This window comes from Pseudomonas azotoformans (genome assembly GCF_001579805.1).
Lineage (GTDB): Bacteria > Pseudomonadota > Gammaproteobacteria > Pseudomonadales > Pseudomonadaceae > Aquipseudomonas > Aquipseudomonas azotoformans_A.
This window is the reverse complement of record NZ_CP014546.1, coordinates 6473392-6495638: the sequence shown is the minus strand read 5'-3', so window position 1 is coordinate 6495638 and position 22247 is coordinate 6473392. Positions and strand designations below refer to the sequence as shown.

The following is a 22247-nucleotide window of genomic DNA, read 5'->3' as shown; positions in this document are numbered from 1 at the left end:
ACGCCGCCACCTGGTTCGCGATGGCAAACCGGGTGTGCGACGTCTTTGTCGGGGAGGGGCAACCGCCGTTGGCTACCTGTGATGAATGCTTAGCAAGAGCTGCGCCAAATCATCCAAGCAGCTCACTCATGGCGATAATCTGCTCCGCCACCTGGATCAGCTTCTGCTGGCGGCTCATGGCCTGGCGGCGCATCAGTGTGTAGGCCTCTTCCTCGTTGCAGTCCTTCATTTTCATCAGCATGCCCTTGGCCAGCTCGATGCGCTTGCGCTCGGCCAACTGCTGGTCGCGGGCTTGAAGCTGCGCGCGCAAGGCCTGGTCGCTTTCGAAACGGGCCATGGCCACATCAAGGATCGGCTGCAGGCGTTGGGCCTGGATACCTTCGACGATGTAGGCGCTGACGCCGGACTTGATCGCCTGGCGCATCACGTTCGGGTCGTGTTCGTCGGTGAACATCACAATGGGCCGGGGTTGGTCGCGACTGACCAGCACCACTTGCTCCATCACATCGCGGCCCGGTGACTCGGTATCGATCAGGATGACGTCCGGGCGCACCGTTTCGACGCGTGCGGGCAGGTCAATGGTCAGGCCGGACTCATCGATGACGTCAAAGCCGGCTTCGATCAGAGCCGTTCTCAGTCGGCCGACTTTACGCGGCGTGTCGTTGATCAGCAGGATTCGCAGCATGGAGGTCCTCCTGTCAGCGCAAGGCTTGGCGGTGGGTCGGATCGGCCAGCGCATGCAACCGGAAGCTGCGGGCATAGCCGGCGGGGTCGGAACCGTCCCAGACTTTGCCGTCGATCAGCTGGCTGCTGCGCATGTCCTGGTCGTTCGTGGCGATACCCAGTCCATCGGCGGCCTGGCGATACAGCGCCAGTTGTTGCACCTGGCGCGCGACGCCGAGGTAGTCGGGGTCTTCGCGCAACAGGCCCCAGCGCCGGAACTGGGTCATGAACCACATGCCGTCAGAGAGGTAGGGCAGGTTCACTTCACCGTCGGCAAAAAAGCGCAGCGCGTGGGGATCCTGCCACTGATTGCCCAGGCCGTCGTCATAGGCGCCCAACAGGCGCGGTTCGATGCAATCCAGCGGAGCGTCAAGGTATTCGCGGCCACTGAGCAGTTGCGCGGTGGAGCGGCGGTTTTCAGTGCTTTCTTCGATAAACCGGCTGGCCTCCAGGATCGCCCTCACCAGCACGCGTGCTGTGTTTGGATACTGGTCGACGAACGCCTGGGTGCAGCCAAGTACCTTTTCCGGATGATCCGGCCAGATCGCCTGGGTGGTTGCCAGGGTAAATCCTTGGTTTTGCTTGACCGCACTGGCGCACCAGGGCTCACCCACGCAAAACCCGTCGATGCGCCCGGCTTGCAGGTGCGCCACCATTTGCGGCGGCGGGACCACCACGCTGTCCACATCCTGCAAGGGGTGAATGCCCTGGCTCGCCAGCCAGTAATACAGCCACATGGCATGGGTGCCTGTGGGAAACGTCTGAGCGAAGGTCAGTTTTGTTCGGCTTTGGTGCACGTGGCGGTCCAGTGCCTCAGGAGTGATCACCCCCTGTTGTTGCAAGCCGTGGGACAGGTTGATGCTCTGGCCGTTCTGGTTGAGCCCCATCAGCACGGCCATGTCAGTGGGTGCGACGCCGCCGATACCCAGGTGCACGGCGTAGATTAGCCCGTACAGGCTGTGGGCGGCGTCGAGTTCGCCGCTGACCAGTTTGTCGCGCAGGTTGGCCCAGGACGATTGGCGCTTGAGGTTCAAGGTCAGGCCATAGGGTTGCGCGAAGCCCTGGGTCGCCGCCACCACCATCGAGGCGCAGTCGCTCAAGGCCATGAAGCCCAGGTCGAGGCTGCTCTTTTCCGGGGCATCACTGCCGTTGACCCAGGCCAGCGGGTCGTTCATCGGGCTGTTGCCAACCGAATCGTTCATCAACACCTACCTTTTCTTTCAAAAAAAAGCGTCGTTCCCTTAGATGGCGATGTAAGCCAACGCGGGTAACGACGCCTTTGTCCGTAAGCTCGCTCCGCCGTTGGCGCGTGCTCTGATACAGAGTTCATAGCAAGGCACATGCCACGGCAGGCTGGGCCTGGAGCGTCATCAACTTTCCATCAAGATTGAAAGCGGGCGGGCTCTCAGTATGGCGACTCTCCCACTGCCAGCCCCCCAGGAAAGCCCACGGTGTACGCCGAAGTCCCAGCAACGATGCCTCGCCTCTGGCTGTACCGCCGACTGTTGTTTGTCGTGCTGCTACTGATTAGTGCGCTGGCCTGGGGCGAGCTTTACCAAGCGCAGGACGAGAGCCTGCATACCGTGTTCACTGCGCTGTCGGTGCCACTTGGGTTGCCCATCGTTGTCAGTCGCGAAGTTGCACGCAAACGCCTCAGCGCAGCACTGGATTTTGATGCGCCTCAACAGGCCCTGGAGGCGGTTGCACTTGAGCAAGGGTTGATCTGGTACAGCGACGGGCAAGCGTTGTATGTCTATGACGCGGGTGAAGCTAAGAGCTCTGCGGTGACCTTGCGGCATATCTCCGTCGACAGGCTGCGTAACCTCATGCGGCGCTCCGGCCTCGATGCGTCGCGCTATCCGTTGCGTGAAAGCGGAGCACGCACGTTTTCTGTCTCCGGCCCGCCGAATTACATCGACCAGGTGCTGCGTCTGGCTCAGCTGATGGACCGGCAACGGGCGGAATTGCGGGTGGGCGCTCAGTCTTTTGCCGTCGTCCAGGTGCTCAACACTGATGTAGTGGATCGACAGTACGGCACGCGCGACAACCCGGTCACCGTGCCGGGGATGGCGTCGATGATCGAGACCTTGTTGGCCAGCGAGCAAAAGGGCTTGCTCTCGGACAAGAGCCTGGGCGTGATCGCTTACCCGGACAGCAACAGCCTGTTGATCAAGGGCAAGCCGGCCCAGGTGAGTTTCATCCAGAAACTGGTGGCGGAACTCGACATGCCCAAGCGAGCGATCGAGGTTTCGCTGTGGCTGGTGGATGTTGAGCGCGATGAATTGAAGAAGTTGGGCCTGGATTCGGACGAACAACCGAAGGCGTCGACCACGCGCGTCTTGGCTCCCCTGGACGATAGCCAGCTTATGGCGAAGGTAGGTGCATTGGAGCGCCGTCGACGGGCGAAGGTGGTGACGTTGCCGGTGATCCTCACCCAGGAGAATGTGCCGGCGGTGTTTCAGGACAATCACACGTTTTATCTGCCGCCCCGCGGAGATGATCGCGCTGACTGGAAACCGATGCGTTATGGCACCCAGGTCAGCGTGCTGCCGCGTTTTGGCGAGGGCAACCAGATTGAGATGCGCCTGGAGGTGGACGAAGGGCGCCAGGTGAGTGAGTCGGGGCAGCGCGAAAAAAATGCGGCGGTGGGGCGGATCGGCATCAACAGCGTGGTCCGAGTGCCTCAGGGCAGACGCCTGTGGCTGGGGGCGTTTCAACGGGAATCAGAAGGGCGCGCGGCAGGTCGTGCAGCCCAAGTGCGCCTGTTTGTGATCCAGGCCAGGGCGGTGGGTAGTGAATTGAAGGGGCAGGAAGAGGCGGGAGGGCCACCGCCCCTGACTGCGGCGCAATACGAGCGTGTCCAGCGTGCGTTTGTGCGACCGCAGCGCGATGTCTCACCGTAAACAAGGTGTTAACCCATGCATCTGGAAATTCTTCTGCAGGAACAACTGATCAGCCGCAGGCGGCTGGCGGCCTTTGCACCCGGAAAGGTGCTGCCGTTGGCCCCGGAGATCATCCACAGCGTGGAAGTCCGGGTGAACGGGCAACTGCTGGCCTTGGGCGAGCTGGTGCAGTTGGAGGACCGACTGGGGGTTGAGTTGCATGAGGTGTATCAAGCGTGGCTGCCTGTGGAAGAGGGGTAGCGAAACGTCTTACAGCACGTTTTCAAAAGCCGCTGGATGTATGGGTTTTTTCCTAGTGTGAGTCGTGAGCCAGGTTTTTATAGTCGTGACATGGGTGCATGGGTCAGTGATTGAAATGAGGGCTTCAATGTCAGCAGTCGGATGCCGAGGTAAGCATGGCCGTCATGGATGATGGAGAGACGGCGACTTCCCTGGTGTTCGCACGTTGGACCCTGCATCACCACGGCCGCCTGACCGGTGAGGGTTCGGATGTCCAATTACCGCCCAAGGAGTGCCAGGTGTTGCGGCTGTTGTTGGTGTCTGACGGTGCCTTGATGACCAAGGATCGCTTGCTGGAACTGGGCTGGCCGCAGGGAGAGGTTGCCGAGGAGTCGTTGACACGCTGCATCTACTCGCTGCGCAAGTACCTCGGTGCCGACAAGGGGTTTATCAAGACGATCTACGGCCGGGGGTATCGCTTTACCTGTCCAGTGCGCGCCGTGTCGGAGCGTGCGCAACAGGTGTGTGCCGCCTGCGGGCACGTCAGCCAGGGTTTGTTGAAGCGTGGCTAGGTTCTGGAGCAAGGGCTGGGTGCTGGGTGCGCTGATGGTCAGTCATCAAGCGTTGGCCTACTGCTGGGAGGAGGCCGCCAGTCACTACAATATCGAGCCGGAGTTGTTGCAGGCGATCGCCGTCGTAGAGTCGGGTAACCGCGCCCAAGCGATGAATCATGCCAACCGTAATGGCACCCGGGACATCGGCCTGATGCAGATCAACAGCATTCATCTGCCACGCTTGCTCAAGCAGGGCATCACTGAGGATCGGTTGCTCAACGAGCCGTGTTTGTCGGTTGAGGTGGGGGCTTCGATCCTGGCCGAGTTCATCCAGCGCTTTGGGTACAACTGGACGGCAGTGGGTTCGTACAATGTGGGGGCAGGCGCCGGGCCCGAGCGTGAGGCATTGCGCCTGCAGTATGCGCAGAAAATCTGGGCGTATTACGAGCAGTTGGTCGCGCATCGTTACTGACGATTGGGGTTCACGCCTCGCGCCTTACCTGTCACCCCGGCTATAATCGCCGTCACCTTTCGCCGCCTCCGAGTCTAGCCCGCCCATGTATACCCTGGCCCGCCAGCTGTTGTTCAAACTTTCCCCGGAAACTTCCCACGATCTGTCCCTGGACCTGATCGGTGCCGGTGGCCGCCTGGGGCTCAATGGCCTGGTATGCAAGGCTCCGGCAAAAATGCCGGTCTCGGTGATGGGGCTCGATTTCCCCAACCCGGTCGGCCTGGCGGCTGGCCTGGATAAAAACGGTGCGGCCATCGATGGCTTTGCGCAGTTGGGTTTCGGTTTTGTCGAAATCGGCACCGTCACCCCACGTCCACAGCCGGGCAACCCCAAGCCGCGGATCTTCCGCCTGCCGGAAGCCGAGGCGATCATCAACCGCATGGGCTTCAACAATCTGGGCGTTGATCATCTGCTGTCGCGGGTTCAGGCGGCGAAGTACAAGGGCATTCTCGGTATCAATATCGGCAAGAACTTCGATACGCCGGTCGAGCGTGCCGTTGACGATTACCTGATCTGCCTGGACAAGGTCTACGCCCACGCCAGCTATGTCACGGTCAACGTCAGTTCACCTAACACGCCGGGCCTGCGCAGCCTGCAGTTCGGTGACTCCCTCAAGCAATTGCTGGAAGCCCTGCGCCAGCGCCAGGAAGACCTGGCCGTGCGCCATGGCAAGCGCGTGCCGCTGGCGATCAAGATTGCCCCGGACATGAGTGACGAAGAAACCGTACTGGTTGCCCAGGCCCTGGTGGACGCCGGCATGGACGCGGTGATCGCGACCAACACCACTCTCAGCCGCGTCGGTGTCGAAGGCCTGGCCCATGGTGATGAGGCGGGCGGTCTGTCCGGTGCTCCAGTACGTGAGCAGAGCACTCATATCGTCAAGGTGCTGGCCGCCGAACTGGCTGGGCGTTTGCCGATCATCGCCGCAGGAGGTATCACCGAAGGCAAGCACGCAGCGGAGAAGATCGCCGCAGGTGCCAGCCTGGTGCAGTTGTACTCCGGCTTTATCTACAAGGGCCCGGCGCTGATCCGCCAGTCGGTGGACGCTATCGCAGCACTACCAAAAGCCTGAACTGCGCCCATTAAAAAGGGCTCCATCAAGGAGCCCCCTGGGCCGAAGCCCGCCGCCCGGATGGGGCGTGCGTGGTTAAGTCGTTAAATCTTCATCGGTGGTGATGTCGGAATTAGTTGCCCTTGATTAGCCGACGGCGTGAAGTTCGTTGAGTCTGTGGATTCCCGCAGTGCCAGTCATACCGTCCCAGTTGTCGCCGCGTCCTTCTCGCCAGCCGTTGATCCAGGCTTGGCGTACCGACGGTAGAGTAAATGGGCAAAGCTCACGGGATTTGCCATGAACGCCATATTGATATCCGCGTAAAAATGCTCTTTCCAACGGATCACGCTTAAGTCTTCTCATAGGGTGTTTCCCTCACTTGTTGACTGTCTTGATATCCTTCGGCCCCGCTTGGGGCCGGGCAGAGTTTTTCTGCCGTTGGTGGGCTCGCTGCCGGCGTGGCGAGCCTATGTGTCGGCGTCGTTACGGCGCCAACCTGTGTTGAGTTCTAACCAATAGGTCACATGGATTCAATGATCGTTTTGTCATAAGCACGTAACGATAACGATGCTATAGCCATAAGCTGGGATGGCTTTTCGCCCCATTTGTGGGGCAAAGCCAGCTATGATGCACCCTGCATAGAGGATGGGTTTAATCCTTTAGTGAGAATGTCCGCCCGTTGCAGTCGGTTATTATTCGACGAAGGGTCGGAATATTTCTTTTTGTTACAGCTAATTGTTTATCTGCCCCGTCAATAAAGGCCCAAGGGCCTGTCGGACGGGGTGGGACGGCACATTCGTGCCACGCGAGCACTCTTCAAGAAAAGTGCTTGATTGAAAACCGAGCCGGCGATGCGTCGCCCGTTCATTTATTGCTGAAAAGCCTGGAATGCCCCATGTCGGACCGTTTTGAACTCTTCCTCACCTGCCCCAAGGGCCTCGAAGGCCTGCTGATCGAGGAAGCCGTCGGGCTTGGCCTTGAGGAAGCCCGCGAGCACACCTCGGCCGTGCGCGGCATGGCCGACATGGAAACCGCCTACCGCCTGTGCCTCTGGTCGCGCCTGGCAAACCGCGTATTGTTGGTGCTCAAGCGCTTCCCGATGAAGGACGCCGAAGACCTCTACCACGGCGTGCTGGATATCGAGTGGGCCGACCACATGGTGCCGGACGGTACCTTGGCTGTTGAATTCAGCGGTCACGGCTCGGGTATCGACAACACTCACTTCGGCGCGCTGAAGGTCAAGGATGCGATCGTCGACAAGCTGCGCACGCCGACCGGCGAACGCCCGTCCATCGACAAGATCAACCCGGACCTGCGCATCCACCTGCGTCTGGACCGTGGCGAAGCCATCCTGTCCCTCGACTTGTCCGGCCACAGCTTGCACCAGCGCGGTTACCGCCTGCAGCAAGGCGCGGCACCGTTGAAGGAAAACCTGGCCGCCGCGATCCTGATCCGTGCAGGCTGGCCACGTATTGCCGCTGAAGGCGGCGCGCTGAGCGACCCGATGTGCGGCGTGGGCACCTTCCTGGTGGAAGGCGCGATGATCGCCGCCGACATGGCGCCCAACCTGAATCGTGAACTGTGGGGATTCACCACTTGGCTGGGCCACGTCCCGGCGCTGTGGAAGAAGCTGCACGCAGAGGCTGCCGAACGCGCCGCCATCGGCATGAACAAGCCGCCCCTGTGGATCCGAGGCTACGAAGCCGACCCCCGCTTGATCCAACCCGCGCGCAACAACATCGAACGCGCAGGCCTGAGCCATTGGATCAAGGTGTACCAAGGCGAAGTCGGCACCTTCGAACCGCGTCCGGACCAGAACCAGAAAGGCCTGGTCATCTGCAACCCGCCGTACGGCGAGCGTCTGGGTGACGAAGCCAGCCTGTTGTACCTCTACCAGAACCTCGGCGAGCGCCTGCGCCAGGCGTGCATGGGCTGGGAAGCGGCGGTGTTCACCGGCGCGCCGGACCTGGGCAAGCGCATGGGCATCCGCAGCCACAAACAGTATTCGTTCTGGAACGGCGCGTTGCCGTGCAAGCTGCTGCTGATCAAGGTCAATCCAGACCAGTTCGTCACCGGTGAGCGTCGCACCCCGGAACAGCGCCAGGCTGAGCGTGAGCAAGCCGCTTACGATCAAGCTCCGGCTGAGCCGCAAGAGCGCCAGTACAACAAGAACGGCAACCCGATCAAACCTGCTCCGGCACCTGTGGTCGAGCAGGCGCGCCTGAGCGAAGGCGGGCAGATGTTCGCCAACCGCCTGCAGAAAAACCTCAAGCTGCTGGGCAAGTGGGCCAAGCGTGAAGGCGTGGATTGCTACCGTGTGTATGACGCCGACATGCCGGAATACTCCATGGCCATCGACCTGTACCACGATTGGGTCCACGTGCAGGAATACGCCGCACCGAAATCCATCGACCCGGAAAAAGCCTCCGCACGCATGTTCGATGCCTTGGCGGCGATTCCCCAGGCGCTGAACATCGACAAGAGCCGCGTGGTGGTCAAGCGTCGTGAGCGTCAGAGCGGCACCAAGCAGTACGAGCGCCAGAGCGCCCAGGGCAAGTTCACCGAAGTCAGCGAAGGCGGCGTGAAGTTGCTGGTCAACCTCACCGACTACCTGGACACCGGCCTGTTCCTCGACCACCGCCCGATGCGCATGCGCATCCAGAAAGAAGCGGCCGGCAAGCGCTTCCTCAACCTGTACTGCTACACCGCCACCGCCAGTGTGCACGCGGGCCAAGGGCGGCGCGCGCAGCACCACCAGTGTCGACCTGTCCAAGACCTACCTGGACTGGGCGCGTCGCAACTTCTCCCTCAACGGTTTCTCCGACAAGAACCGTCTGGAGCAGGGTGACGTGATGGCGTGGCTGGAGGCCAGCCGCGATGAGTTCGACCTGATCTTCATCGACCCGCCGACCTTCTCCAACTCCAAGCGCATGGAAGGCATCTTCGACGTACAGCGCGACCACGTGCAGTTGCTCGACCTGGCCATGGCGCGCCTGGCACCGGGCGGCGTGCTGTATTTCTCGAACAACTTCCGCAAGTTCGCGCTGGAGGACAACCTCAGCGAACGCTATGCGGTCGAGGAGATCAGCGACAAGACCATCGACCCGGATTTTGCGCGCAATGCCAAGATCCACCGGGCGTGGAAAATCACCGCACGCTGATTGCTGCACCAAAAAGCCGCAAGCCTGGATTATTCCGGGCTTGCGGCTTTTTTACGCTGGTCAAACCCAGGGCCGATGGCTATAACTTAAGGCCTAGCCAAAGTGACACCCCCCGCACGCTGGCGTTGTGAGTGTTGCCTATGCCGTTGCAAGCCGTTCGCCCGAAAATCCTAGGCTTTATCAGTGAGCAGGCGTCGGCTTGGCTGGTGGCATTGGTGGTGTTACTGGCAGGGTTTGCCTTGACCGCGATTGTCGCCTGGGCGGCCGCCGACCTCTATCAGCAACAGGTGCGCCAGCGCTTTCAATTGCTGGTCAATGAGCGCTACACCCGCCTGCAGGAGCGTTTCGAAGACCAGGAGCAACGGCTGAACAGCCTGCGGCGCTTCTTCGTCAACTCCGATGATGTGTCCCGCGAAGAATTCGACGGTTTTGCCCAGCCCTTGTTGTTGCGCGCCCGTGCTTACTCCTGGGCGCCACGGGTGTATCGCGAACAGCGCAGCCAGTTCGAGCAAGAGGTATCCAGCCAACGCGGTGCCCCCTTTTTCATCCGCGAATTGAATTCGGCTGGCGAACTGGCCCCGGCGCTCGAGCGCGACGAATACGTGCCGGTGCTGTACAGCCAGACCCAAAGCTTGCTGGGCGCCCCCCTCGGTTTTGACCTTCTGGCCCAGCCCCTGCGCCGTTCAACCCTTGAACGTGCGCAGAAGACCGGCAAGCTGGCGGTGTCCCAGCCCATGCAATTGGTGGGGGTGGAGCCGGCCTATGCCACCGGGGTTTTACTGGTCGCGCCGGTCAGCCATTTGCCCACCTCTGATCAATCCCAGAACGAGCCCTACGGCTATGTAATGGCCGTAATCAGCATGCGCCAGTTGGTAGCCGACGGCTTGCCCAAGCCGGACCGGGACAACCTGGTGATGCAGATCATCGACACGTCCGATCTGCAGAAACGCGTGCTCTTCGAGTCCAGCAATGAGGTAGGCAGCAGCGACTTGGTCGGCGCGCGCCGCCTCACGTTGGGTGACCATGTGTACGCCCTGAAACTGCGCCCCAGCCAGGTGTTCGACCAGGCCAACCATTCCTCGCTGAACACCATCCTGACCATGGGCGGCCTGCTCAGCCTGCTGCTCAGTGCCTTGCTTTATGTGCTGGTCAGCCAACGCCAGCGCGCCGTGAAGCTGGTGGAACAACGCACTGCCCAGTTGCGCCTGCGTGAACAGGAATTGCGTGGCGCCCATGGCCAATTGCGCAGTGTGCTGAATGCCGCGACCCAGGTGGCGATCATTGCCACCGACCTGCGCGGCGTCATCAATACCTTCAACGCCGGTGCCGAGCAGATGCTGGGTTTCAAGGCCGATCACGTGGTGGGCACGCACACACTGGAAAGCCTGCACCTGGCGCCTGAGCTGGAGGCGCGCGCGGCCAGCCTGAGTGTGGCGTTGGGCAAGCGTATTCCCGCCAGCCAGGCGATGCTGGTAGAGAGCCCGGACACGCTGCACGAAGCCCGCGAATGGACCTTGATCCGCGAAAACGGCACCCAGTTGACTGTGAACATGCTGGCCACGGTGTTGCTGGACGACCATGGTTTGTGGATCGGCCACCTGGCGATCTACCTGGACATTACCGAACAGAAACGTGCCTACGAGGCCTTGGCGGCCCGCGACCGCCTGCTCAAGAAACTCAGCGCCCATGTGCCCGGCGGGATCTTCCAGTTCACCCTGGAACCCCAGGACAACTGGAAATTCATCTACGCCAGCGACGGCATGCGCGACATCTATGAAATCGAACCGAATGTGTTGCAGCAGGATGCGAAGCAGGTCTTCGAGCGCATCCACCCGCTGGATGCGGAACGCGTGCGTGCTTCGATCCGCTTGTCAGCATTGCAGTTGAGCCATTGGCGCGAGGAATACCGCGTGCTGTTGCCGCAACGCGGCCTGCGTTGGATTCGGGGCGAGGCGACCCCGGAAGAGTTACCCGCAGGCGGTACGTTGTGGCATGGCTACGTGTCGGATATTTCCGATCTGAAGCGGGTGGAAGAAGAGCTGCGTGCGCTGTCCATCACCGACTCTTTGACCGGCATCCATAACCGTCGCTATTTCCAGGATCGCCTCAAGGCCGAGATGGTGAGGCTCAACCGGACTTCGGGCAACTTGTCGGTGATCATGCTGGATATCGATCACTTCAAACGCATCAACGACCAGCACGGACACGCCGTCGGCGATGGGGTGTTGCAGGAGTTGTGCAAACGCATCAGCCAGCGCCTGCGGCGTACCGATGTGTTCTGTCGCCTGGGTGGCGAGGAGTTCATGGTGCTGTGCCCGCACACCGATGGCGAACAGGCCTACAGCTTGGCGATGGAATTGTGGACGTCGCTGCGCAGTGCGCCGATGGAACCGGTGGGCATCGTCACCGCCAGCTTTGGCGTGGCCAGCTGGCGGGTGGATGAGGGCATTGACGGGTTGCTGCTACGCGCCGACTCGGCCGTGTATGTGGCCAAGCAGGCGGGCAGGGACCGGGTGGAGGCTGAAAGACTGCGCGCCTGAGACCGCCGCAGGCCAATGTGGGAGCGGGCTTGCTCGCGAATGCGGTAGACCAGCCACTCCATTTGGCGACTGATACTCCGCATTCGCGAGCAAGCCCGCTCCCACATGGGGACTGCGTTACCTTTTAAAGGACGGGAGCGGCCGCCACTGCCTTCGGCTGGCGGTACAGGTCGAGCAACACCTGATCCAGCACCGACGAAGCACCCCATGGTTTTGGATCGTTGAGGATCGCCACCACGGCCCAGGTATTGCCGTTATTGTCGCGGCTGAACCCGGCGATGGCACGCACGGTGTTCAAAGTACCGGTCTTGACGTGGGCTTCGCCGCGCATGGCAGTAGTCTTCAGGCGCTTGCGCATGGTGCCGTCGGTGCCGGCGATCGGCATCGAGCTGATGTATTCGGCAGCGTAAGGGCTCTTCCACGCGGCTTGCAGCATGGCCGCCATTTCGCGGGCGCTGACGCGTTCGGCGCGGGACAGGCCGGAACCGTTTTCCATCACCAGGTGCGGCGCGGTGATGCCTTTCTTCGCCAGCCACTGGCGCACCACACGTTGGGCTGCCTTGGCATCGTCGCCGTCCGCGTCGTTGCGGAACTGCGCGCCCAGGCTCAGGAACAGCTGCTGGGCCATGGTGTTGTTACTGTATTTGTTGATGTCGCGAATGATTTCCGCCAGGTCCGGCGAGAAGGCCCGGGCCAGTACCTTGGCATCCTTGGGCACTGGCGCCTGGATATCACGGCCCTGGATGGTGCCACCCAGTTCCTGCCAGATCGCGCGCACGGCGCCGGCGGTGTAGGTGGCGTGGTCGAGCAATGACAGATAAGTCTGCGAGCTGCAGCCATCGGCCAATTGGCCGCTGACGGTGACCGTCACACTGCCATCGGCGGCGGTGACCGGGTTGTAGCGCACATCACCGGTGCACTGCTTGGCGTTGGAGACCTTGACCTGGTTGTCGATGCGAATGCTGGCAATCGGCGGTTCGACCGACACCAGTACGCGGCCGGAGTCATTGCGCGTTACAAAACGCAGGGCCTTGAGGTTGACCAGCAGCGCGTCCGGCTTGACCAGGAACGGTTTGTTCTCGTCATTGCCATCGTCATTGAACTCCGGCAACAGCGGCTGGTTGAAGAAGCCACGGTCCAGCACCAGGTCGCCGGTGACTTGCTGTACGCCGTTGGCACGCAGGTCGCGCATCAGCAGCCAGAGTTTTTCCATGTTCAGCTTGGGGTCGCCGCCGCCCTTGAGGTAGAGGTTGCCGTGCAACACGCCACCGCTGAGGGTGCCGTCGGTGTAGAACTCGGTTTTCCACTGGTGGTTCGGGCCGAGCATCTCCAGGGCCGCGTAGGTGGTGACCAGCTTCATGGTCGACGCCGGGTTCACGGAGACGTCAGCGTTGAACACGGTCGGCGTGCCGGGACCGTTCAGGGGGATCATTACCAAGGACAACGCAGTGTTTTGCAGCTTGGCTTTGGCCAGCGCCTGTTGAACATTCGGCGGCAGGGTGTTGTTGACGGGGGCAGCGGAGACGGAAAAGGCCAGTGGCAGAATAAGACCGGCAAAAAACACAGAACGCAAAGATTTGATCATAAGAAGTAAAACCCTACTGCTGAGGAGGGTGAAAAAGGCGAGGGGTAAATAAGAAAAATCCCTCAATGGTCATGAAAGTGTCGACATTATGCCCCAAGGTGGAGCCACTTGTAGCTGAACCATAGCTGGTATTCTGCGTTTTTTTTGCAGGCAAATTGCCGCCTGTCATAGAGAGTCGGGCAATCGCCGCCTTAAACTGCTAAAGTGCCGCCCGTTATTACTTATGAGGATTGTTCCAATGGCGACTAACCGTTCCCAGCGTCTGCGCAAAAAACTGTGCGTTGATGAATTTCAAGAGCTGGGTTTCGAACTGAACCTGGACTTCAAAGAAGACCTGAGTGAAGAAGCTACCGACGCTTTCCTCGAAGCATTCATCAAAGAAGCCATGGAAGCCAATGGTCTGGGCTATGTTGGCGGCGATGACTTCGGTCTGGTTTGCCTGCAGAAGCGTGGCTCGGTCAACGAAGAACAGCGCGTAGCTGTTGAAAGCTGGCTCAAAGGCCGCAGCGAACTGAAAAGCGCTGAAGTCAGCCCACTGCTGGACGTGTGGTATCCGGAAAAGCCGATCAACGCGGCTAAGTGATACTAAAAAAAACGGCGACCTCAGGGTCGCCGTTTTTTTATGCCTTGCGCCAGTTCAGAATCAGCAACGTCAATACCCCCGCCACAATCCCCCAGAACGCCGACCCGATGGAAAACAGCGTCAAGCCGGACGCCGTGACCATAAAGGTGATCAGCGCCGCTTCCCGTTCCTTCGGCTCATTCATGGCGATGCTCAAGCCATTGATGATCGAGCCAAACAGCGCCAACGCCGCAATCGACAGCACCAGCTCCTTGGGCAAGGCTGCGAACAACGCCGCCAAGGTCGCGCCAAACACCCCGGCAATCCCGTAGAACACTCCGCACCACACGGCAGCGGTGTAGCGTTTGTTACGGTCTTCATGAGCATGGGGACCGGTGCAGATGGCCGCGCTGATCGCCGCCAGGTTGATACCGTGGGAGCCGAACGGCGACAACACCAGGGAGGCCAGGCCGGTCGCGGTGATCAGGGGCGAGGCGGGCACGTTGTAACCGTCGGCCCGAAGCACCGCGACGCCGGGCATGTTCTGCGACGTCATCGCCACCACGAACAGCGGGATGCCGATGCTGATGGTTGCGGCCAGCGAGAAGTGCGGCGTGGTCCACACCGGCGTCGCCACTTCCAGGTTAAAACCACTGAAGTCCAGCAGCCCCATCAACCCCGACAATACGGTGCCGATTACCAGCGCAGCCAGCACCGCATAGCGTGGCGACAGGCGCTTGATCACCAGGTAAGTGAAGAACATTCCCAGTACCAGCCCGGTGCGATGCTGCGCGGCGACGAAGATCTCGCTGCCGATCTTGAACAGAATCCCCGCCAGCAAGGCCGCCGCCAGTGACGCCGGGATGCGCTTGACCAGTTTTTCAAAGCTGCCGGTCAGCCCGCAGATCGTCACCAGCACCGCACAGGTGATGTAGGCACCGATGGCCTCGCCATAACTCACACCGCCCAGGCTGGTGATCAGCAGCGCCGCGCCCGGCGTCGACCAGGCAATGGTGATCGGCGTGCGATAGCGCAGGGACAAGCCGATGCTGCACACCGCCATGCCGATGGAAATCGCCCAGATCCATGAAGAAATCTGCGCCGTGGTCAAACCGGCGGCTTGCCCGGCCTGAAACATCAGGACCAGGGAGCTGGTGTAGCCGGTCATCATGGCGATGAAGCCGGCTACAATGGCCGAGGGAGAAGTGTCGGCCAGCGGGCGCAAAGGCGCTTGGGTGGCGTCGTTCATGGAGAGGTGTTCCTTTTACCTGGATTTTTGCCGTTGTCGGCACGGATTCAAGCCTAAACTCAAACGTAACGACTCATTGCAATACAGCCGACGGCGCAAACAGCCGTACAGTGTGTTGGCGCATCCGGTTGTGTACAATGTGCCCTGTTTTTAGGTGATACTTGCCAGCGACCCGCTGTTGCCGTATTACCGTTAATTCGCCGCCGTTCTCCAAACCCGAGTGCCCATGAACGAACAGTTGCAACCTCTCAAGAAACAACCGCGAGCCGGCAAGGCCGGTCGCAGCGGAACCCAGGACGATATCGTCTACGCGCATATCTTCGAGGCGATCCTCGAACAACGCCTGGCACCCGGCACCAAATTGAGTGAAGAGGCACTGGGCGAAATCTTTGGCGTGAGCCGCACCATCATTCGCCGCGCCCTGTCGCGCCTGGCCCATGAAGGCGTGGTCCTGCTGCGGCCCAATCGCGGTGCGGTGGTGGCCAGCCCGAGCGTCGAGGAAGCCCGCCAGGTGTTCCTTGCGCGGCGTCTGGTGGAGCGGGCGATCACTGAACTGGCCGTCCAGCACGCCACGGCCGAACAACTGGCTGAGCTGCGCCAGATGGTCAACGACGAGCGCGACAGCTTTTCCCGTGGCGATCGTGGCGCCGGTATCCGCCTCTCCGGCGAATTCCACCTCAAGCTGGCCGAAGCGGCGAAGAACGCGCCGCTGATCAGCTTCCAGCGCAGCCTGGTGTCCCAGACCTCATTGATCATCGCCCAGTACGAAAGCGGCAACCGCTCGCACTGTTCCTACGACGAGCACACCCAATTGATCGATGCGATCGAAGCGCGGGACGCGGCGTTGGCGGTGAACCTGATGATGCATCACATGGATCACATCGACAGCAAGCTCAACCTCGATGAAGAGAGCGCATCGGATGATCTGCATGCGGTGTTCTCGCATTTGTTGCAGACCAAGAAGCCGGGTCGTTCTTCGATCAAGTTGTAACAGTCAAAAAAATCCCCGGTTCATGTGTAATGAACCGGGGATTTTTTGTTTCCGGGATTAGCGCTGGTGCACCAGCTGCCCGGCTGCATACGTCTGCAACACCGTCCGGTCATCCCCCAGCGTCATCAGCACAAATAACGTCTCGGCAATGTTCTTCGCCTGCTTCAAGCGGTAGCTCAGCAGCGGCGTGGCGTTGTAATCCAACACCAAAAAGTCCGCATCGGTGCCCGGTTGCAACGTGCCGATCTTGTCTTCCAAGCGCAATGCACGCGCACCGCCCAGCGTTGCCAGGTACAGCGATTTGAACGGGCTCAACCGCGCACCCTGCAATTGCATGACCTTGTAGGCTTCGTTCAAGGTTTGCAGCAGCGAGAAGCTGGTGCCGCCGCCCACGTCCGTGCCCAAGCCCACATTCAGTTTGTGCTTCTCAGCCATCGGCAGGTTGAACAAACCGCTGCCGAGGAAGAGGTTCGAGGTCGGGCAAAACGCGACCGCCGAACCGGTCTGCGCCAAACGTGCACACTCGTCATCACACAGGTGCACGCCATGGGCAAACACCGAGCGCTCGCCCAGTAGTTTGTAGTGGTCGTACACATCCAGATAGCCGTTGCGCTCTGGGAACAGTTCCTTCACCCACTCGACTTCCTGCTTGTTCTCACTGATGTGAGTCTGCATGTACAGGTCCGGGTATTCCCCCAACAGTTGCCCCGCCAGCGCCAGTTGCTCGGGCGTGCTGGTCGGCGCAAAACGTGGGGTGACCGCGTAGTGCAGGCGGCCCTTGCCGTGCCAGCGTTCGATCAGCGCCTTGCTTTCCTGGTAGCCGGATTCAGCGGTGTCGGTCAGGTAGTCCGGCGCATTGCGGTCCATCATCACCTTGCCGGCGATCATGCGCAGGTCGAGCTTCTCGGCAGCCTCGAAGAACGCATTCACCGACTGCGGATGCACACTGCCAAACACCAGCGCGGTGGTGGTGCCGTTGCGCAGCAGTTCCTTGATGAAAATATCCGCGACTTCTTCGGCGTGGGCCTTGTCGGCGAACTGGCTTTCGCACGGGAAGGTGTAGGTGTTGAGCCAGTCCAGCAACTGTTCGCCATAGGCGCCGACCATGCCGGTTTGCGGCAGGTGGATGTGGGTGTCGATCAGGCCGGGCGTGATCAGCGCGTCCTGGTAATGGGTGATTTCGATGTCGGCAGGCAGGGTTGGCAGCAAATCGCTGGCATGACCAAGGGCACTGATCTGACCGTTTTCGATCACCAGCAGGCCGTCTTCGAAATATTCGTAGGAGGCTTCGATCCCCACTTCAGCAGGGTCGGCGATGCTGTGCAAAAGGGCGGCACGGTAGGCTTTGCGAGTCAAAGGCATGGTGATCTCAATTCAAAGGGCTTGGCTGCGACGTGAAGCCGGCAGCAGTTTGGCAATAGGTTCGGCGCTGGCGGTGTGCTGGCCGAAATTGGCGTTATAGGTGGCGATGATTTCGCCGGCGATGGAAATGGCGATTTCCACCGGCAACTTGCCCTTCACCTCGGTGAGGCCCATGGGGCAGCGCATGCGTTGCAACTGCGCGGCATCGAAACCGCGATCACGCAGGCGGTGTTCGAACTTGACCCGTTTGGTCTTCGAGCCGATCAGGCCGAAGTAGGCAAAGTCATTGCGCTTGAGCAGGGCAGCGGTGAGTTCCAGGTCCAGCGCGTGATTATGGGTCATGACGATGCAGTAACTGCCCACTGGCAGGTCGGCGATTTCGTCGACCGGCTCTTCGCTGACGATTTTACGCACTCCCTGTGGGATATGTTCCGGAAACTCCTGATCCCGCGAATCGATCCAGCGCACCCGGCACGGCAGGCTGGCCAGCAACGGCACCAGCGCACGGCCGACGTGGCCGGCGCCAAACACCGCGATCTGCGCCTGCACCTGGCCCATGGGTTCAAACAGCAATACAGTCACGCCACCGCAGCACTGGCCCAGGCTGGCGCCCAGGCTGAAGCGCTCCAGGTGAGTGTTCTGCTGACCGCGTACGAGCATGTCGCGGGCAATCTGCATCGCCTTGTATTCCAGGTGCCCGCCGCCGATGGTGTCGAAGGTCTGCGCGGCGCTGATCACCATCTTCGAACCGGCATTGCGCGGCGTGGAGCCGAGCTCTTCGATGATGGTCACCAGGACGCAGGGTTCACCTCGGTTCTGCAGGTCGGCGAGGGCGCTGATCCAGTTGTTCATAGTCACCTCGGCTCAGAGTGAGGCCAACTCGTTTTCGGTTTCGACAGCCTTCGCCGCCGTCAACTTGCGCATCTGCTCACACCCCCACAACACCCGCTCCGGTGTCGCCGGCGCATCAATCTTGGGCTGATGGCGATAGTCACCCAGACTCGCCACCGCATCCTTGATCGCGCACCACGACGCAATGCCGAGCATGAACGGCGGTTCGCCCACGGCTTTGGAATGGAACACCGTGTCTTCGGGGTTCTTGCGGTTTTCCACCAGCTTCACCCGCAGGTCCAACGGCATGTCCGCCACGGCCGGGATCTTGTAGCTGGCCGGGCCGTTGGTCATCAGCTTGCCCTTGTTGTTCCACACCAGCTCTTCCATGGTCAGCCAGCCCATGCCTTGGATAAAGCCGCCTTCGACCTGGCCAATGTCGATGGCCGGGTTCAGCGAGGCGCCGACGTCGTGGAGGATGTCGGTGCGCAACATCTTGTATTCGCCGGTCAGGGTGTCGACGATCACTTCGCAGCAGGCCGCGCCGAAGGCGAAGTAGTAGAACGGCCGACCGCGCGACTGGCTACGGTCATAGAAGATTTTCGGGGTCTTGTAGAAGCCGGTACTGGAGAGCGAAACCTGGGCGAAATACGCCTGCTGGATCAGCGCCTCGAAGGTGAGGATCTGATCCCGCACGCGCACGTGGCCGTTGTGGAATTCCACGTCCGCTTCGCTCACGTCGTATTTGCGTGCGGCGAATTCCACCAGGCGTTGCTTGATGGTTTCGGCGGCGTTCTGCGCGGCTTTCCCGTTTAAGTCAGCGCCGCTGGAGGCAGCGGTCGGTGAGGTGTTGGGCACCTTGTCGGTGTTGGTGGCGGTGATCTGCACGCGGTCGATTTCGACCTGGAACACTTCGGCCACCACCTGCGCGACCTTGGTGTTCAAGCCTTGTCCCATCTCGGTGCCGCCATGGTTCAGGTGGATGCTGCCATCGGTGTAGATATGGATCAGCGCACCGGCCTGGTTGAGGAAGCTGGCGGTAAACGAAATGCCGAACTTCACCGGGGTCAATGCCAGGCCTTTTTTCAGGATCGGGCTGTGGGCGTTGTACAGGCGGATCGCTTCGCGGCGTTCGGCGTATTGGCTGCTGGCTTCCAGTTCGGCAGTCATCTCTTCGAGCATGTTGTGCTCGACGGTCTGGTAGTAGTGGGTGACGTTGCGCTCGGTCTTGCCGTAGTAATTGACCTTGCGAACCGCCAGCGGGTCGAGCGCCAGATGGCGGGCGATGGCGTCCATCACTTCTTCGATGGCAACCATGCCTTGTGGGCCGCCGAAGCCGCGATAGGCGGTATTGGACGCGGTGTTGGTCTTGCAGCGATGGCCGTTGACCGTGGCGTCGCCCAGGTAGTACGAGTTGTCGGAGTGGAACATCGCGCGGTCGACAATCGAGTTCGACAGGTCCGGCGAGCAACCGCAGTTGCCGGCCAGTTCCAGGTTGATCCCGTGCAGGCGGCCGCTGTCGTCAAAGCCCACGTCGTATTCGATATAGAAGGGGTGGCGCTTGCCGGTCATCAGCATGTCTTCGACGCGCGGCAGGCGCATCTTGGTCGGCTGGCCGGTGAGACGTGCAACCACCGCGCACAGGCACGCGGGGCTGGCCGCCTGGGTTTCCTTGCCGCCGAAACCACCGCCCATGCGGCGCATGTCGACGACGATTTTATTCATCGACACGTCCAGCACTTCGGCCACCAGTTTCTGCACTTCGGTGGGGTTCTGCGTGGAGCAGTAGACGATCATGCCGCCGTCTTCGGTGGGCATCACCGAAGAGATCTGGGTTTCCAGGTAGAAGTGTTCCTGGCCGCCGATATGCAGGGTGCCCTGGATACGGTTTTTCGCCGTGGCCAAGGCGCCGGCCGAATCGCCGCGTTGGTGAGTGTGGCTGTCGAGCACGAAATGCTTCTTGCGGAAGGCCTCGACCACGTCCAGCACCGGCTCCAGGTCTTCGTATTCGATCACCGCGGCCATCGCGGCTTTGCGTGCGGTTTCCAGGTCGCGAGCGGCAACCGCCAGCACGACCTGGCCGACGAACTGCACGGTGTCGATGGCCAGCAATGGATCACCTGGCATCAACGGGCCGATGTCTTTCAGCCCCGGCACGTCTTCATGGGTGATGACAATGCGCACGCCTTCAAAGGCATAGCAGGGCGCGGTGTCGATGCTGAGGATGCGGGCGTGGGCGCGGTCCGACATGCGCGCATACAGGTGCAATTGGTTGGGGAATTCCAGGCGGTCATCAATGTACTGCGCTTCACCGGACACGTGCTTGGCGGCGCTGTCATGTTTGACGCTGCGACCGACCCCGGAGGTCAGGTCCTGGGCGAACAGCTCGGCCAATTCAGCCTGGGTTTTAACGACGGCGTGATGGTTAGACATAAGCGGTCACCCGAGTCTCGATGTGCGGCGTTTGCAGTTCGATGAAGTATTTGCGCAGCAGGTTCTGCGCGCTGAGCAGGCGGTATTCCTTGCTGGCGCGGAAGTCCGACAGCGGGGTGAAATCTTCGGCCAGGGCGGCGCAGGCTTTTTCCACGGTGGCGGAATTCCAGGTGGCACCCACCAACGCAGCCTCGCAGCTTTTCGCGCGTTTTGGCGTGGCGGCCATGCCGCCGAACGCGACGCGGGCTTCGTTGATCACACCGTTTTCGATCTTCAGGTTGAACGCGGCACACACGGCGGAAATATCATCGTCCAGGCGCTTGGAGACCTTGTAGGCACGGAACAATGCGTGGCCCTTCGGCACGATGATTTTCTCGATGAACTCGCTGTCCTGGCGCGCGGTGACGCGGTAGTCGATGAAGTAATCTTCCAGCGCCAAGGTGCGGCGGGTTTCGCCTTTGCACAAGACGATCTGCGCGCCCAAGGCGATCAGCAGTGGCGGCGAATCACCGATCGGCGAGGCGTTGCCGATGTTGCCGCCCAGGGTGCCCTGGTTGCGTATCTGCAGGGAAGCGAAGCGGTGCAGCAGTTCGCCGAAGTCCGGGTATTCGTGGTGCAGCGCGGTGTAGCAGTCGGAGAGGGCGGTGGCGGCGCCGATTTCCAGGCGGTCATCGAAGTCGTCGATGCGCTTCATTTCTTCAATGTTGCCGACGTAGATCATCACCGGCAGCGTGCGGTGGAACTGGGTGACTTCCAACGCCAGGTCGGTGCCGCCCGCCAACAGGCGGGCTTGTGGGTAGGCGTCATAGAGGTCGGCCAGGTCGGCAACGGTCAGCGGCACCAGGCAGCGCTTGTCGCCGCTGTTGAGTTCACCGGTTTGCGTGGGTGCGATGGCTTTGAGGCGGGCAATGGTCTCGGCCTGGCGGCTGTCGAACTGATCCTGGGGTTTGTTGCAGCAAGCCTGCTCGGCGGCGGCAAGGATCGGGCGATAACCGGTGCAGCGGCACAGGTTGCCGGCCAGGGCTTCGTGGGCTTTTTGGCTGTCGGGCGCGTCACTGTTCTTTTGCAGGGCGAACAACGACATCACGAAACCGGGAGTGCAAAAGCCGCATTGCGAGCCGTGGCACTCGACCATGGCTTGCTGGACGCTGTGCAGTTGGCCCTGGTGCTTGAGGTCTTCAACGCTGATCAGTTGCTTGCCGTGCAACGACGACACAAAGGTCAGGCACGAATTGAGGCTGCGATAACGGATCTGCTCGGCGCCTTGAGCATCCGTATGCAACTCACCGACCACCACGGTGCAGGCACCGCAATCGCCGCTGGCGCAGCCTTCCTTGGTGCCGGATTTGCCCAAATGCTCACGCAGATAGTTGAGCACCGTCAGGTTGGGGTCCAGGGCGTGCTCGCTACGGAGTTCCTGGTTAAGTAAAAACTGGATCACGGAAGGCCTCGCAGACTCATTATTGTTGTTAACCGCTTTGCGCCGAATCTAGTCATGTCTGACTTTTCGGTCAACGATTTTCTGACCAGAAGGTCAAGAAAGTGCAGTCGCAACACTTTCAATTATGGTCC

General features: G+C 60.8%; 17 protein-coding genes and 1 pseudogene. 9 read left to right on the top strand and 9 right to left on the bottom strand.

Annotation, left to right across the window (positions count from 1 at the left end; genetic code table 11):
* Nucleotides 1-109: 109 nt before the first annotated feature.
* Nucleotides 110-685 carry an ANTAR domain-containing response regulator gene (locus tag AYR47_RS29830; RefSeq protein WP_010208501.1) on the bottom strand — a complete coding sequence of 192 codons (576 nt, stop codon included), beginning with the start codon at nucleotides 683-685 and terminating at the stop codon, nucleotides 110-112.
* 13 nt (nucleotides 686-698) lie between these two features.
* On the bottom strand, nucleotides 699-1925 hold the full coding sequence (locus tag AYR47_RS29825) for a CmpA/NrtA family ABC transporter substrate-binding protein (protein ID WP_061449255.1): 1227 nt from the start codon (nucleotides 1923-1925) through the stop codon (nucleotides 699-701).
* 273 nt (nucleotides 1926-2198) lie between these two features.
* On the opposite strand from AYR47_RS29825, the gene sctC reads away from it, so the two are divergent.
* From sctC to AYR47_RS29800, 5 genes are all read left to right on the top strand, one after another.
* Nucleotides 2199-3626 carry a type III secretion system outer membrane ring subunit SctC gene (gene sctC, locus AYR47_RS29820; RefSeq protein ID WP_061449254.1) on the top strand — a complete coding sequence of 476 codons (1428 nt, stop codon included), beginning with the start codon at nucleotides 2199-2201 and terminating at the stop codon, nucleotides 3624-3626.
* 15 nt (nucleotides 3627-3641) lie between these two features.
* On the top strand, nucleotides 3642-3866 hold the full coding sequence (locus AYR47_RS29815) for a FliM/FliN family flagellar motor switch protein (protein WP_033900531.1): 225 nt from the start codon (nucleotides 3642-3644) through the stop codon (nucleotides 3864-3866).
* Between the two features lie 155 nt (nucleotides 3867-4021).
* Nucleotides 4022-4417, top strand: coding sequence for a winged helix-turn-helix domain-containing protein (locus tag AYR47_RS29810; protein ID WP_033900533.1), 396 nt, complete (start codon nucleotides 4022-4024; stop codon nucleotides 4415-4417).
* Nucleotides 4410-4871 (top strand): transglycosylase SLT domain-containing protein, encoded by a 462-nt coding sequence (locus AYR47_RS29805; protein WP_061449253.1) that lies wholly within the window; start codon nucleotides 4410-4412, stop codon nucleotides 4869-4871. The genes AYR47_RS29810 and AYR47_RS29805 overlap by 8 nt, the downstream gene beginning before the upstream one ends.
* 85 nt (nucleotides 4872-4956) lie before the next feature.
* Complete coding sequence (locus tag AYR47_RS29800) at nucleotides 4957-5982, top strand: quinone-dependent dihydroorotate dehydrogenase (protein WP_033900535.1); 1026 nt, start codon at nucleotides 4957-4959, stop codon at nucleotides 5980-5982.
* Nucleotides 5983-6108: 126 nt separating this feature from the next.
* Here the strand turns inward: AYR47_RS29800 and rmf are convergent, their stop codons facing one another.
* Nucleotides 6109-6324, bottom strand: a complete 216-nt coding sequence (rmf, locus tag AYR47_RS32415) for a ribosome modulation factor (protein ID WP_002553055.1) — start codon at nucleotides 6322-6324, stop codon at nucleotides 6109-6111.
* 532 nt (nucleotides 6325-6856) lie between these two features.
* Between rmf and rlmKL the strand changes: the two are divergent.
* Nucleotides 6857-9122 (top strand): annotated as a pseudogene (rlmKL, locus tag AYR47_RS29795) (bifunctional 23S rRNA (guanine(2069)-N(7))-methyltransferase RlmK/23S rRNA (guanine(2445)-N(2))-methyltransferase RlmL).
* A 140-nt stretch (nucleotides 9123-9262) separates the two neighbouring features.
* Entirely contained in the window at nucleotides 9263-11662 is a 2400-nt protein-coding gene (locus tag AYR47_RS29790) for a sensor domain-containing diguanylate cyclase (protein WP_033900536.1), read from the top strand.
* Between the two features lie 124 nt (nucleotides 11663-11786).
* Here the strand turns inward: AYR47_RS29790 and dacB are convergent, their stop codons facing one another.
* Complete coding sequence (dacB, locus tag AYR47_RS29785) at nucleotides 11787-13247, bottom strand: D-alanyl-D-alanine carboxypeptidase/D-alanyl-D-alanine endopeptidase (RefSeq protein ID WP_016979276.1); 1461 nt, start codon at nucleotides 13245-13247, stop codon at nucleotides 11787-11789.
* Nucleotides 13248-13485: 238 nt separating this feature from the next.
* On the opposite strand from dacB, the gene AYR47_RS29780 reads away from it, so the two are divergent.
* Complete coding sequence (locus AYR47_RS29780) at nucleotides 13486-13830, top strand: YggL family protein (RefSeq protein ID WP_033900540.1); 345 nt, start codon at nucleotides 13486-13488, stop codon at nucleotides 13828-13830.
* Nucleotides 13831-13867: 37 nt separating this feature from the next.
* Here the strand turns inward: AYR47_RS29780 and AYR47_RS29775 are convergent, their stop codons facing one another.
* Entirely contained in the window at nucleotides 13868-15058 is a 1191-nt protein-coding gene (locus AYR47_RS29775) for a benzoate/H(+) symporter BenE family transporter (RefSeq protein WP_061449252.1), read from the bottom strand.
* A gap of 226 nt (nucleotides 15059-15284) precedes the next feature.
* On the opposite strand from AYR47_RS29775, the gene AYR47_RS29770 reads away from it, so the two are divergent.
* The gene (locus AYR47_RS29770) at nucleotides 15285-16049 is read left to right on the top strand and encodes a GntR family transcriptional regulator (RefSeq protein WP_015885332.1); all 765 of its coding nucleotides are present in this window, start codon (nucleotides 15285-15287) and stop codon (nucleotides 16047-16049) included.
* A gap of 57 nt (nucleotides 16050-16106) precedes the next feature.
* Here AYR47_RS29770 and guaD read toward each other — a convergent pair whose 3' ends face one another.
* The 4 genes from guaD to xdhA are packed head-to-tail and all read right to left on the bottom strand — an operon-like array spanning nucleotide 16107 to nucleotide 22116.
* Nucleotides 16107-17411, bottom strand: a complete 1305-nt coding sequence (gene guaD / locus AYR47_RS29765; protein WP_061449251.1) for a guanine deaminase — start codon at nucleotides 17409-17411, stop codon at nucleotides 16107-16109.
* Nucleotides 17412-17423: 12 nt separating this feature from the next.
* Complete coding sequence (gene xdhC, locus AYR47_RS29760; protein WP_061449250.1) at nucleotides 17424-18263, bottom strand: xanthine dehydrogenase accessory protein XdhC; 840 nt, start codon at nucleotides 18261-18263, stop codon at nucleotides 17424-17426.
* A gap of 12 nt (nucleotides 18264-18275) precedes the next feature.
* Nucleotides 18276-20675, bottom strand: coding sequence for a xanthine dehydrogenase molybdopterin binding subunit (gene xdhB / locus AYR47_RS29755; protein WP_061449249.1), 2400 nt, complete (start codon nucleotides 20673-20675; stop codon nucleotides 18276-18278).
* On the bottom strand, nucleotides 20668-22116 hold the full coding sequence (gene xdhA / locus AYR47_RS29750) for a xanthine dehydrogenase small subunit (protein WP_061449248.1): 1449 nt from the start codon (nucleotides 22114-22116) through the stop codon (nucleotides 20668-20670). The genes xdhB and xdhA overlap by 8 nt, the downstream gene beginning before the upstream one ends.
* Nucleotides 22117-22247 lie beyond the last annotated feature (131 nt).